The sequence below is a fragment of the Pseudomonas sp. NBRC 111123 genome (genome assembly GCF_001320205.1).
Classification (GTDB): Bacteria; Pseudomonadota; Gammaproteobacteria; order Pseudomonadales; family Pseudomonadaceae; genus Aquipseudomonas; species Aquipseudomonas putida_J.
Window position 1 is genome coordinate 22,841 of the sequence record NZ_BCAZ01000039.1, and the last position, 13,713, is coordinate 36,553.

Consider the following 13,713-nt stretch of genomic DNA (forward strand, 5'->3'; position numbering starts at 1 on the left):
ACGCGCTATTACTATATTTTGACCATAACCTTAATCACGCTTCGCCTAGGGAAGTCTTGGAAATTCAAAAACATCAGCAAAGCCAACCACTCACACTAGCACTTAACTTTCAACATGTGGAGACCATCTAGGATGGTCTCCACAACAACAGAGTGACGCACAAATAAAAACCAGGACCATCAATTAACCGAAAAGACTTGTTTAAAATCTAAACCCTCAGCATCTAAATTATATTTTTTGAATTTATATTGCATATAAGCCGACATTTCATCTTCATGCGTGGAAAGAATTATTTGTCTATCGGAAAACTCAGCCCTTAACAAATCAACAAACCCAGCAACATTTATATCGTCTAGCGTTTGAACAGGGTCATCAATTAATAAAATAGCGTTCCTTGCGTACCTCTTATTTAAAGCAAGCGTAAACGAAAGCACCAATGAAGAAAGCTGCCCTGAACTCATAGAGAATATTACATCATGCAATTTTTTCGGATTCTCTCGAAATGACAAATTTTTACCATCTGTTTCAATAAAAATCCCAAGCCCACTTTGAAAGTTCTGCAAAAGCCGCCCTGAATATATATGAAATAGCACCTCGATGCCTTTAGCAATTGACGCCACATAAGAATTTAAATTCTCATTATAAATATCCCTGAGCTTACTTAGAGCTTTATCCAGGTAAATGGCTTTCTTGTAAGTATCTTCGGCCACACTATAGGATCTTTCTTTGTCCTTAATGTCGCCGTAAATACTTCTAGTATAAGCAGCCTTTACATAGGAGATTTTTCTATCAATCGAATCCAACTCTAGGCTTAAAGCCGAGTTATCATCCTCCAAAAATACTTGCTCAAAAATCTCTTGGAAATCTTCATCAATAGCATCATGATCGACAACGCGATACAAAGCACTAACAGCCTCACCAAGTTTGTTAATACTCAAAGACTCTTGCAAGTCAAAGCTCGTACAGTAGAAAGGTCTTAAATCAATACCATAAGATAAGTATGCACGTACCAGCTTACGCAAATACGAGACCTGCTCCTCGCGAAGCTCGGCGATTTTTTTCTTGTAATCTATAGACTCTTCCTGAGCAGCAGCGTGCTCTCCTATAACTTGGCGAATAGGACCTAAGACTTTACTTTCAAATCGCTCTATATTTCGCTTAAGTGCTTCGCCATTAGAATCGACAAGGGTCTCTAGAACTAACTTTTGGGATTCCATGTGGCGCAGCAATTCATCGTACGACTCCCAGTCATAACCACATGCAGGACAGTTGCCATCGTCATGAATAATATGTTCAGATGAGTACTTGGATACAAATAGATCTCGAGCAGCCTTCAATTCATTGTAAGCAAGCTCGACGGAATTTGAGTTTTCAACAACCAACTTTATTTCAGCAACAGCCTGTGAAAAATCATTATAACTCAACTCAAAACCAAAACCATCAAACACATCAGGTTCAAATCTCAAATCTTCTTTTAACGACGAGGGGATCCCGCTTTCAAATTTACTTAAAAAATCCACACCAAAGTCATAAAGAGCGACATCATTTTTATATACTGCAATCGAATCCAGGCGACCACCAAACCTCAGTAGACTCTCAAGCGCCTCCTGCTTCGGCTTCAGGGTTTTATCAATCCTAGAGTTAAATTTGAAACTGATAAAATTATCTACTCTTTCTGTAAATTTCCTAAGCCTATTCAATGCCCCTTCATCACCTAACCATGTAGCTATGATTGAAGATTTGACTGCGATATCTTCATGGTCCCACGGTTGATGGGTAGTAAAGATTAATCTTTGATAAGGTTCAATTACATTTTCATCCCCAACATTAACAGAGCGATGCAATTGCTCAATCTCTGCTTTACGCGAAATTAAGTCCTCCTTTTTCGCAGCTGTCTTTAGGCTGGCGATCAACTCTTTCGCAGTGTCAATTTTCTTAATTTTTTCTCTGTAGTCTCCCACATCAAACAAATGGTCAATTTTCTGCTGCTTAGTCGACGCTTTACTTTTTAAAATTGCCGTATTATCTTCTTGCTCAACATAATGAAAAAGCTTGAAATCTCGAAGATAACCGGCCCCAAGTATTGCTCCTAAGAAGGACTCCTCGTCCTGAACCAACCGCTCCTCGCCATCGATACTAGTCAACTCAAATAGCTTAAACAGCTTTAATCCAAGCCCCTTCCCTCTATCCAGCTTATCTTTACTCGCGCTTCTTTTTAAATAGAACAGTCCATGACTGGTTTCAATCTCCGCCACAATTGAAATCTCAGCCCCTGCGACTGCTTGATCATGGACTATTGGGCTTCCTAAAGCTATCGAGCGTTTATCAACTACGGAGCTCTCCAAATTATTGTAGCGACTAATATCGCCGGTCAGAAGAAACTCTACAGCATCAAAAAAAGAGGTTTTCCCAAACCCATTAGGCCCATCCAAGACTGCCAGATTAGAACTACCAATCTCAAACTTATGACCCACAAATGCTTTGAAATTCTTTAGAATAAGTTTTTTAATATTTAACTTCATGGCCGGCCTCAGCTATCTTATCAACCAAATCTTTCAATAGAGACTCGGCGCTATCATACCCATCAACATTTGAAGTAAGTACGCTGGACTCAATAAACGATAAGAGTTCTGGCTGCTTTGTGCTTCTAATTTTTTCGCGATGTCGAGTATAAAGCCCTTCTATATCAGCCGGTTCACCTTCTCCGATATCTATAAATCCAAGCTTTATAACTATTCTATAAATTAATTCCTCCCAGCTTTCACTGCCCAAAGATTTTTTATAACTGGAGAAAACATCAGGATTATTCACCGAATTCAAAATTAAATCTGCAACATTATCCTCTCCGAGCTTTTCATTGAGGCTAACTATTTCGGTAGCTGTATGGTAAAGCACATGTTTCTTGAAAAAAAATAAATCTTCTTCCGTAGCATGAACCTCAGAGATAATTTTATCGGTGATTTTTTCGACAGGCCAAATGCAAATTAGGCTCGTATTCTTCTCGACCGCAGGGTTTCGGTTTATCTCTTGGCATTTAGTCAACCAGGAATGCTGATTCTCAATTACAGCTCGCGGCGAGGACTCTACAACCAGCCAGTAGGCTTCCTTACTAACATCGTCAGGCACGAACAGGCTAAACTCTTCAGTCAACGTCTCTGAGTAACTATGTCTAGAGAATAATTCAGTTAAGAGTTGCTTCATTTCTTAATCCCACTTGGCAAATTAGCAATAGACACCAACGCCACATCTTTAAATTTATTAAATTTAGTATGATCGTGAAGGGCGCCACCTCGCGGCCCAACATTCGCGACCGAAAATATAGAGTCTGCATCTATATCTGTGGTAATCAATGTTCCACTTTCATAGAGAAATTCAACATCATGCTTTAGAGAGTTATCGACAATTTTTTTACAAATAGCACCGGCACTTTTCTTCCCTTGGTGAATCGCCGTCGGGTAATAACTGCACCCAGAAAACTCCCAGAAGAAACCTGCATTCCGCGTCCCATCATTAAAGTCAGGCTCAATTAAATCATCGAAAATTCTAAACAACCCATACTGAAGATCATCAGAGTTTACAGACTCATCCTTGTACTCCGCCAAGGAGTTAAACCGTCCTTTTTTACTAGGCAAAATTGAGCGCATGAAAACTTTTAGCTTTTCGACATCAAACTTATTAATCCTAGCAACACACTTTCCTAACTTGTCTAAGTCTTCACGCGCCAAGTCGTTTTCATCGCAAAAATCGGAATAGTAATTTCCAATATCTTTGATGATCACCGAAAAAAAATAACTTTCGCAAAGTATGGAAGAAGTTAACTCGACAGATAGAATATCGAAAAAATCCACAAAACTAATTTTCTCTCTACTAGCAACCTGACGCTGAACTGGCCCTTTGGAAAGTTGGATTTCAGCATGCATCGAGATTATCTTACTTACTATAATGTCTTCTAGAAGATTCCTAGACCATTGCAAATAGTCCGGCACAGTTTTATGCTTTGCACCCGATTCATACTTAATGTAAAACTCGCATATGAGATTTTCCAGCAGCGAGTCAATTTCTGATAGAGCACAATAACTTTCAATTAGCGCATCTTTTTTGTAACTATAAAAAATTGCAGGCGAGTAGACACTACTGAAATCAGCAGGGAGGACAACATCCTTGGAAACATGGAATAAAACCTTACACCCAGGATATGCCTTTGACTTTTTAACTTGTTCGCTTATCGCCCCAGAATAAGCTGAAAATTCATCGCTTTTATACGCTTTAACTTGATGCATGGACTGACATGCACCATCTAATAAAATGGCGAAATCATCGATACTATCAAGCTGCAGTACTAACTTTTTACTATCAACCAAATTCTCCAACATCAAACTAAGGCAGTGGTACAGCGCAATTTTTCCTTGATATATATACCCACCCCAGGTCGCAACCGCTGTATGAGGCAAGCTTGCTTCGACACTATTTTTCGCCATAGCTCTAAACCTTCAATTGCAGATTTAAATATCTGCGACTTCAAATTAGCATGTAATTCTATTTCGGTCGGCGCAACTAAAACGAGATGACGTAGTAGTCATGTGATATTCCATAATTGCATTCTTGTATTTTTACCCAAGGCCTGACCTCAAAAACTGACCGTAGCACCGTCTGGCAACCCAATAACACTTATAGGACTGATCGAATATATCTTCGGAAAGGGCGATTTTACTTTGGCTATCCATGGCCAGGCTCCCACATGAATCGATGACGGCGCAATGCCACTACAGACACTACCGTTTAGTGCCTAAACCGTAAAGGACCGAAGAAGATAATGGGGACTGACGCGCTGAAAAAGGCTTATGAAGCGACTAAAGTCCCATTTGAAGCGATGCACAGGAGGCCTGGATCCAACCCTCTAGGCGAAAGAAGCCTCAGCGCGCAAATTCGCTGTGAACGGCCATGGGCGGGTTGATGTGTTATGGCGACACTAGAAGATGCAGAACGGAGAACAAATTTAGGGTATTCCAAGAGGTATAACTTAACGCAGCTATATAATAAATATAATTAAAACAATGCCTTACGAATCGATTCGACTCCTGGTGCCGCACCATACGCAGTATCAAAAAAGGCTCACCGAAAGGTGGGCCTGTTTTGTTTTCAATGCGCCGCACTCCCAAGCTCGATAGCGAACCGGTGGGAGCAAGCATGTCAGCCCCCGACGAACACTTTCCAGTAACCGTCCCTACCTCAGAAACCGGGGGAAGCTTTGCGGCCCCTCGCCAGCAAGCGAGGCTCCCAAACGGTATGCGCTGCGCGACGAGTGGCGAGTACCGGAAATCAACAGGTTGGCATAATGGCATCGCGATTTACCCGCCCCTGAGTTTTTCAGTCCTCCTCTGCGAGCCCCTCTGCAATGAATGCCGAAATCCGTTACTCGATCATCCTGGAGCACAACGCTGAAGTGCTGCTTGCCAATGCCTCCATGGCGCAGGTCGAGGCATTCTGGGATGCCAACGACTCCCGTTACTTTGGCTTGCGCATGGAAGACCCGTGCGGCGCACATGTGCGGGTCATGGTTACGGATGAAATGCCTGAAGAAGAGGCTGCGCTCTAACCGCCGCGCAAAAGGGGCCGCTCTGCGGCCCCCCCTTTGATCAGAACGCGGTGCTGACCGTCAGCGACATATTGCGCGGATCGCCGTAAATAGCCCCGGCATAGAACCCGTACTGGGTGTAGTAGTGCTTGTCGAACAGGTTATCGACATTGAGGCTCACCGTCGTGTCATCGGTCAGCTGGTACTTGGCCATGGCATTCCAGATCGCATAACCGGACCAGTTCACATCGGTCGCCCCCGCACTCACACCGTTGACCGGCTGCCCCGCCGGGCTTGAGATGGCGCGGATGTTGGTCTGGGCCTTCACCCCTGCACCAACAGTCAGGCGGTCCAGCGGGCCAGACAGGCGGTAGGTGGTCGAAGCCTTGAACAGGTGCGACGGGTCGCTGCGCCCATCGCTGTCGACGCGGCGGAAGTGCAGGTAGGTATAACCGCCATACACGTTCCAGTTCGGCGTCAGCGCACCGGCAATTTCCAGGTCGATACCGTCGGTTTCCTGCCCGGTGCCAGCCTTGTAGGCGTCACCCCCGGTTGGCGTGGTCAGGCCATCGTCGAGCACTGCCTTGTTCTGCTGCTTGGTGCGGAAGTACGCCGCCGACGCGTTCAGGCGGCCATCCAGCCACTCACCCTTGATACCGGTCTCGTAGCTCTGGCCACGAATCGGCTCGACTTTGGTGCCGCTCTCGGTCTCGGCTGTCTGCGGGTTGAAGATATCGGTGTAGCTGGCGTACAGCGAGTAGGTGTCGTTGAGGTCGTACACGGCCCCCAGGTACGGGGTGACAATACCGGTGTTCTGCTGGTTGCTGCGCACCCCGGCGACGCTGTTGGTGGTCGCCGAATAGTCGGTGGTGCGCACGCCGACGATTACCGACAGCGGGTCGGTGATGCTTAGCCGGGTAGCGGCATACATGCCCTGCAGGCGGGTGGTGGTCTTGCTGTGGCGGCCGGTGCGCGAGGCGATCATGGCGTAGTCGCTGTCCACGCCATTGTGCCAGTCGGTGAGCGGGAAGCCGTTGTTGGCGCGGAACTGGCAGCCCACCGAGGGCGCGCTGACGCGGTCGTCGCTGACCATGGTGCAGCTGTATTCCGGCGACCAGGCCACGGTGCGGCTGTCGTTGTAGCCGACCATCGCCTGATGGGTGCGGCCGAACAGCTGGAACGGGCCGGACAGATCGATCTGCGCGGACTGCTGGGTGGTGTCGCTGGAGCTGTGCAGGCCGTTGAGCACTGCGCCGCTGCCATCCTGGTCCCAGTAGCCGCCGTAGCTGCCCCGGCCAGCCGAGTTGACCTTGGCCAGGCCACGGTGGTTAAGCACTTCGGCAGTGCTTTGGGCTGCTTTCAGGTCCAGGGTCCAGTCGTTGTCGAAGCGGTGCTGCAACGAGCCAAAGGCGGTGCGGGTGGTGTACTCGCCAAAGCTCCAGCTTGGCACCACGTTGGTGCTGCGTGGCAGGTCGGTCTTGCTGCCGTCCTTGAACCAGATCGGGATGTTGGCACCCCAGCCGCCACCGACCACCTTGTTGTATTCATACTGGTAACCGGCACCCAGGGTAGTGGCGTCGTCGAGGTCGAACTCGAAGTTGGCCAGCGCCGCGCGCGAGCGCTCCGACTGGTTGTCGCGGAACGAGTTGGCGTCGCCCTGTGTCATCACGAACCGCGAACGCAAGCGGCCGTCTTCGGACAGCGGCAGGTTGAGGTCGGCGCCCAGGCGGCGCTTGTCCCAGCTGCCGTAGGTGGCGTAGGCGCTGCCGCCAAATGTTTTGGTAGGTGCCTTGCGGATCAGGTTGACGGTGGCTGACGGGTCGCCGGTGCCGCCAAGCAGGCCGTTGGCGCCGCGGACGATGTCGATGCGCTCGTACAGGTCCATGTTCAGCGCGTTGCCGCCGCCGCTGAAGTCGGAGCCCCCCTGGAACTGCAGGCCATCGACCTTCCAGTTGCTGATCGAGTAGCCCCGGGCACGGAAGTCAGTGCGCCCGCCCACTTCGGACTTGGTGGTGCTTACACCTGGCGTGGTGTCCAGGGCTTGCTCGATGGAGTGCACGTCGCGGTCATCCAGCTGCTGGCGGGTGATGGTGGTGACCGATTGCGGTGTTTGCCGTGGGGTCAGCTTCAGGCCCGTGGAGCTGCGGGTGCTTTCCACCGTGTAGCCGAGCTGGCCGGTTTCATCTGCGGACACAAGCGCACTGTCTTCGATCTGCGTGGCATCCAGCTCCAAAGGCTGGCTTTCGGCAGCCAAGGCGCTGCCACTGATGGCGACGGCAACAAAGAAGGCAAGCGGGTGCAGGCGGCTGCCGCCCCGGACAACAGAACTGAAGTTGTTCATGGCGCTCTTATGATTCATTTGGGAAGGCTTCGTATTCGCAGATGATTTTTTGTTACGATTCTAGGCATCCGCCCCTTGGGCTCCATACCCGGCTTGTACGGGGATGTAATTGAACGTAACGAGCGCTGCCCGCCCTCCCCGCACAGGTGTTTTTCCCGATGAGCACAACCTTGCTGGTTGTCGACGATGACGACGAGATCCGCGAACTTCTCTGCGATTACCTGACCGATGCCGGCTATACCGTTCTGGCGGCCGCCGACGGTGAGGGCATGCGCCAGCACTTGGCCGAGAGCAAGGTCGACCTGGTGGTGCTCGACCTGATGCTGCCTGGCGAAGACGGCTTGAGCCTGTGCCGCCAGTTGCAGGGGACGCCGGGCCTGGCAGTGATCATGCTGTCGGCAAAGGGCAGCACGCTGGATCGCATCATTGGCCTGGAAGTGGGCGCTGATGACTACCTGGCCAAGCCCTTTGAACCGCGTGAGCTGATCGCCCGCATCAAGGCGGTTCTGCGCCGCCCGCAACGCCTGGATACCCCCGTCGAAGCGCCCACCGCCGAAGCCCAGCGCTTCGCCGGCTTCAGCCTCGACCACGTCAAGCGCCTGCTGACCCGCCCGGACGGCGCAACCCTCACCCTGCCGCGCTCCGATTACCGGGTGCTGCGTGAACTGCTGGAGGCCAACAACCGCGTGGTCTCGCGTGATCAGCTGACTCGCAGTGCGTTTGGCCGCGACCACCACCCCGACGATCGCTCGGTAGACATGTGCATCAGCCGCCTGCGCCAGCAACTGCGCCGCGCGCCAACCGGCAATATCCAGATCCTGACCATCCGCAACGAGGGCTATTTGCTGAGCATCGCCCGCGCCGAGGCCGACTGCTGAAATGCGTTGGCTCCGTCGCCTGTGGCCGCGCACGTTGTTTGGTCAGCTGCTGCTGATCATGGTCAGCGGCACGCTGGTGATCCAGTTGATGTCGAGCAGCATCTGGTTCGATGTGCGGTTCGCCCAGGTGCTCGAGGCCCCCGTCCGGGTCATGGCCGCGCGCAGCGCCCCGCTGATAGCCCAGGCCGATTGCCACACAGAGCACCGGCAGGTGCCCGCACACTATCAACTGCGTTGCACCGAGAGCGAACCCGCGCAACCGGAGCATCAGCGACGCGGGCACCGGCGCGTCGAGCTGTTGCTGCAACAGGCGCTCAACTACGAACTGGGCCACGCCCAGAAAGTGCGCCTGCTGAAGGTGCAACTGACTGATGAACTGGGCCAGCCGATCGTCTGGCGCAGCCTGTTCGGCCTGCGCACCGCCCAGGCGCACATCCAGTTCGCCGTACCGTTGGCCGATGGCCACTGGCTGAGCATCGACGGCCAGGAGCTGCAGGGCTGGAGTGGTGAGTCCGCGTGGGTGCTGATCAGCGACTACCTGCTGCGGGTCTACGCGCTGCGCATCGTCGCCGTGCTGCTGGTTTGCCTGATCGCTGTGCGCCTGTGCTTGCGCCCACTGCGGCGCCTGGCCGACGCGGCTCGCGGACTGGGCAGCAACCTGGAGCAGCCGGCGCTGGCCCTGGACGGCCCAGAAGAGGTGCGCCAGGCCGCACTGGCCTTCAACGCCATGCAGCAGCGCCTGATTGCCATGGTCAACGACAAGGCCTACTTCCTGGCAGCCGTGTCCCACGACCTGCGTACCCCGCTGACGCGCATGCGCCTGCGCCTGGAGCGGCTGCCAGACGACGAGCAGCGCGAACGCCTGCGGCAGAACATCACCCAGATGGACGACATGATCGGCCAGGTGCTCGACTACCTGCGCGCCGGCGAGCAGCAGAACCTCCAGCAAGTCGACCTCGACCGCCTGGTGGCGCGGCTGTGCGCCGACCTTGCCAGCAGCGCGGAACCCTTGCCTGTACATGGCAAGGGCGGCAGCCTGCGGGTCGATGCCCTATTGCTGCAACGCTGCCTGCAGAATCTGGTGGTCAATGCCCTGCGTTATGCCAGCCAAGTATCGGTGACGCTGGAAACCGCCATCACCGGCGTGTACATCCACGTCGACGACCGCGGCCCTGGCATTGCCCCTGGCCTGTTGGCCACCCTCACCGACCCGTTCGTGCGTGGCGAGGGTTCGCGCAACCAGGCATCCGGTGGTTATGGCCTGGGGCTGAGCATTGCCCAGCGCATCGCAAGCAGCCATGGCGGCGAACTGCTGCTGCAAAACCGCGAGGGCGGCGGTTTGCGCGTGAGTGTATTGCTGCCCAGGTGAGCCAGCCCCCTCGCTCAGGTAATAGTCTTTTACCAAAACCCCTGGTTTTCCGAACCTGCGGTTTGCCTATCCTAGGCCGCGTCATCCAGCCTGCGATGGACCCATGAAAGATTCGCTCCCCAGCCGTTATGCCTGCCTGGCCCTGTGCCTGCTGTTCACCTTCGCCAGCATCCCGTTCCTTGCCCAGCACAGTTGGCTCTGGCCGCTGACGGTGGTCACCACCCTGCTCAGCCTCGTCGGCCTCAACGACCTGCGCCAAAGCCACCACGCGGTGCGGCGCAACTACCCGATCCTGGGCAATATCCGCTACCTGATCGAGACCATCCGCCCAGAGATCCGCCAATACCTGATCGAAGGCGATGACGACAAGCTTCCGTTCTCCCGCTCGCAGCGCTCGCTGGTGTATGCCCGGGCCAAGAACGAGAGTGCCGAGAAAGCCTTCGGCACGCTCAACGACGCCTACAAGCCTGGCTTCGAGTTCATCAGCCACTCGATGCTGCCGGTCGCCACACCCGACCCGGCCTCGTTCCGCATCGCCATTGGCGGGCCGCAATGCCGCCTGCCCTACTCCGCTTCGATCTTCAACATCTCGGCCATGAGCTTCGGCGCGCTCAGTGCCAATGCGATTGCCGCGCTCAACCAGGGCGCACGCCTTGGCCGTTTCGCCCATGACACGGGCGAGGGCAGCATCAGCCCATACCACCGCGAGCACGGCGGTGACCTGATCTGGGAAATCGGCAGCGGCTACTTCGGTTGCCGCACCGAAGACGGCCGCTTCGACGCGCAACGCTTCGCCGAGCAGGCACGCAGCCCGCAGGTGAAGATGATCGAACTCAAGCTCAGCCAGGGCGCCAAACCCGGCCACGGCGGCATTCTGCCGGCACACAAGGTCAGCCCGGAAATCGCCGCCACCCGTGGCGTGCGCGTTGGCGAAGACTGTATCTCACCCGCCGCGCACAGTGCGTTCCGCACCCCGGTGGAGTTGCTGCACTTCATTGCCAGCCTGCGCGAACTGTCGGGCGGCAAGCCGGTGGGTTTCAAGTTCTGCCTGGGCCACCCGTGGGAGTTCATGGGCATCGCCAAGGCCATGCTGGCCACCGGCATTACCCCGGACTTCATCGTCGTCGACGGCAAGGAAGGCGGCACCGGCGCGGCACCTCGGGAGTTCAGCGACAACATGGGCGTGCCAATGCGCGAAGGCCTGATGTTCGTGCACAACACCCTGGTTGGCCTGAACCTGCGTTCGAGCATCCGCATCGGCGCAGCGGGCAAGATCGTCAGTGCGTTCGATATTGCCAGCGTATTGGCCATCGGCGCCGACTGGGTCAACTCGGCGCGTGGCTTCATGTTCGCCATCGGCTGCATCCAGTCGCAGAGCTGCCACACCAACAAATGCCCGACCGGCGTCGCCACGCAAGACCCGTTGCGCCAGCGCGCATTGGTCGTACCCGATAAAGCCGAGCGGGTAGCCAGCTTCCATCGCAACACGCTGCATGCCTTGGCCGAGATGCTCGCCGCAGCGGGGCTGGAGCACCCCTCGGAACTCAAGCCCAAACACCTGGCGCGGCGTATCAGCACCAGCGAGATCAGCCTGTTTTCCGACCTGCACCAATTCCTCAAGCCCGGCGAATTGCTCAGTGGCTCGATCGAAAGCGAGTTCTATGCGCGGATGTGGCGGATGGCGCGCAGTGACAGCTTTGCGCCGGAGACGGGAGAAGTACCGGCTACGCCGGCAGCGGCCAGCGTGCGCCGTAAAGAAACAGCCCCGGCCTAGGCCGGGGCTGCTCGAGACGCTCGGTCAGGATCAGAAGATGCTGATCGGGTACTCGACGAATACGCGGACTTCGTTGCCGTCGTCGTTGTAGCCGTTCTGCTGTACAGCGTTGTTGGTGCGAACGAACGAGCTGCGCAGCTTGATCGACAGGTCCTTGGCCGGGCCGTCCTGAACGACGTAGCGGATCTGGTTGAAGATCTCGCGCTCTTTACCTTCGCCGAAGCCCTGCGGGTTCTTGACGTTGCGGGTGTTGATGTTGTCACCCACCACGTAGGCCAGCTTGTAGGTCAGGCCCGGGATGCCGTAGGCACCGAAGTCCAGGCCGTAGCCCAGCTGCCAGGAGCGCTCGTCTTCGGCGTTGAAGTCGGACCAGTAGGAGTTGGCCAAGTAGATGGTCGAACCACCGTCACCCACGCCGCCTTCATTCTGGTACCAGCCGTAGTTGTAGCCGGTGCTGCCAGTGCTGCGCTGGTGCGCGAGGGTGAACGAGTGGGCGCCGTAGGCGTAGGTCGCAGCGAGGCTCCAGATGGTGTTGGAGTCGCCGTTCAGGCCGGCTTCCTGCACGTACTTGTGGTCGATGTCCGATTTGTAGCCGTTGAAGTCCAGGGTCAGGGACTGGTCGCTGGCGATCGGGAAGACGTAGTTCAGGCCCAGGTAGTGCTTCTTCATCACGTCTTCGTTATCTGCGGTGTACAGCGAAGCGGTGAAGTTGTCGGTGAACTTGTAGCTGCCGCCGAAGACGTTGATCGACTTCAGGCCGCCACCGTCACGACGCTCGGCGCTCTTGCGAGCTTCCTGGGTGAAACGGCCAGCGTTCAGCTCCAGGCCCGCGATCTCCTTGGAGGTGATCAGGGTGCCGGTGAAGCTTTCTGGCAGCAGGCGGGCATCGTCGTATTGCAGCACTGGCAGTGCCGGCATCTGGTCACCGTACTTGAGCACAGTGTTGGAGATGCGGAACTTCACGGCCGCGCCGGCACGGGCCAGGTCGTGCGGGCCGCTGGCGTTGCCATCGGCATTCACGGTGTTGTGCGGCTTGAAGAAGTCGACACCGGCGCCACCGTTGTGGCCTTTGCCGCCGTCCAGACGCACGGCGTACAGGCCGAATGCATCGACGCCGACACCGACGGTGCCCTGGGTGAAGCCAGAGGAGAAGTTGGCAATGGCTGCCTGGCCCCATTCGATCTGGTCATCGGTACCGTGCTTCTTGTCACGGTTGATGTATGCGTTGCGCAGAAGGACGTTGGCGTGGCTGTCCTCGACGAAGCCCTTGCTGTCGGCCTGATCGTTGGCCTGAGCCTGGGTCGCGGCGATCATCGCCAGGGCGACCAGGCTGATCCTGGTTTTCAACATGTTGTTTTCCTTATTTCTAAATCAAAAACGCTTTGCACAATTACGCCAGGAACCAACGCCCCTTCGTAGGTTCGACGCTATGCGGATCCGAACTGAAAAGCCCGCCGATCATCGTGTGGCGGGCCTTTCGCAGCAGCATGGCCATGGGTGGCCAGCAAGCGTTGGCCGAATCCTAGCTGTGTGCGATTACAAATGTCAAAAACTCGTGAATTGCAGGTTGATATAACCAATTTAACGGCCGTAGCTGGTGCTTTCTCACATCGCTAAACGCAATCGGCAGGCATTTTTTCTTCTGTGAGGATGTTCGGATTCGACGCGAGGGAAAGCGTAATTTACAAACTGATACATATGTAAAGACAAGCCTTTACAAATACCCAGGCAGCCGTAAATAACAAGCATTACCATTCGCGCCTATTTTTCATTTAC

At 54.4% G+C, this 13,713-nt stretch carries 9 protein-coding genes; 4 read left to right on the forward strand and 5 right to left on the reverse strand.

The genetic code is table 11. From position 1 onward, the window contains the following. Nucleotides 1-179: 179 nt before the first annotated feature. Genes APH27_RS18880 through APH27_RS18885 form a run of 3 tightly spaced genes read right to left on the reverse strand, consistent with a single transcriptional unit; the run spans nucleotide 180 to nucleotide 4,478 of the window. Entirely contained in the window at nucleotides 180-2,522 is a 2,343-nt protein-coding gene (locus APH27_RS18880) for an AAA family ATPase (RefSeq protein WP_060485619.1), read from the reverse strand. Further along, on the reverse strand, nucleotides 2,506-3,201 hold the full coding sequence (locus APH27_RS26465) for an ABC-three component system middle component 1 (RefSeq protein ID WP_134698223.1): 696 nt from the start codon (nucleotides 3,199-3,201) through the stop codon (nucleotides 2,506-2,508). Before APH27_RS26465 ends, APH27_RS18880 begins: the two co-directional genes overlap by 17 nt. After that, nucleotides 3,198-4,478: an ABC-three component system protein gene (locus APH27_RS18885; RefSeq protein WP_134698225.1), complete on the reverse strand. Its 1,281-nt coding sequence runs from the start codon at nucleotides 4,476-4,478 to the stop codon at nucleotides 3,198-3,200. Before APH27_RS18885 ends, APH27_RS26465 begins: the two co-directional genes overlap by 4 nt. Before the next feature lie 917 nt (nucleotides 4,479-5,395). Here APH27_RS18885 and APH27_RS18890 point away from each other — a divergent pair. After that, complete coding sequence (locus APH27_RS18890) at nucleotides 5,396-5,596, forward strand: hypothetical protein (protein WP_027917590.1); 201 nt, start codon at nucleotides 5,396-5,398, stop codon at nucleotides 5,594-5,596. 40 nt (nucleotides 5,597-5,636) lie between these two features. On the opposite strand, the gene APH27_RS18895 is transcribed toward APH27_RS18890, so the two are convergent. Beyond that, nucleotides 5,637-7,916 (reverse strand): TonB-dependent siderophore receptor, encoded by a 2,280-nt coding sequence (locus APH27_RS18895; protein ID WP_371262723.1) that lies wholly within the window; start codon nucleotides 7,914-7,916, stop codon nucleotides 5,637-5,639. A 158-nt stretch (nucleotides 7,917-8,074) separates the two neighbouring features. Here APH27_RS18895 and APH27_RS18900 point away from each other — a divergent pair, with 158 nt between their 5' ends. From APH27_RS18900 to APH27_RS18910, 3 genes are all read left to right on the forward strand, one after another. Further along, nucleotides 8,075-8,794, forward strand: coding sequence for a response regulator (locus APH27_RS18900; RefSeq protein ID WP_060485622.1), 720 nt, complete (start codon nucleotides 8,075-8,077; stop codon nucleotides 8,792-8,794). Nucleotide 8,795: 1 nt separating this feature from the next. After that, complete coding sequence (locus tag APH27_RS18905) at nucleotides 8,796-10,163, forward strand: ATP-binding protein (protein ID WP_060485623.1); 1,368 nt, start codon at nucleotides 8,796-8,798, stop codon at nucleotides 10,161-10,163. Between the two features lie 103 nt (nucleotides 10,164-10,266). Further along, nucleotides 10,267-11,937 carry an FMN-binding glutamate synthase family protein gene (locus APH27_RS18910; protein WP_060485624.1) on the forward strand — a complete coding sequence of 557 codons (1,671 nt, stop codon included), beginning with the start codon at nucleotides 10,267-10,269 and terminating at the stop codon, nucleotides 11,935-11,937. Between the two features lie 30 nt (nucleotides 11,938-11,967). Here the strand turns inward: APH27_RS18910 and APH27_RS18915 are convergent, their stop codons facing one another. Further along, nucleotides 11,968-13,287, reverse strand: a complete 1,320-nt coding sequence (locus tag APH27_RS18915) for an OprD family porin (protein ID WP_027917595.1) — start codon at nucleotides 13,285-13,287, stop codon at nucleotides 11,968-11,970. Nucleotides 13,288-13,713: the final 426 nt, after the last annotated feature.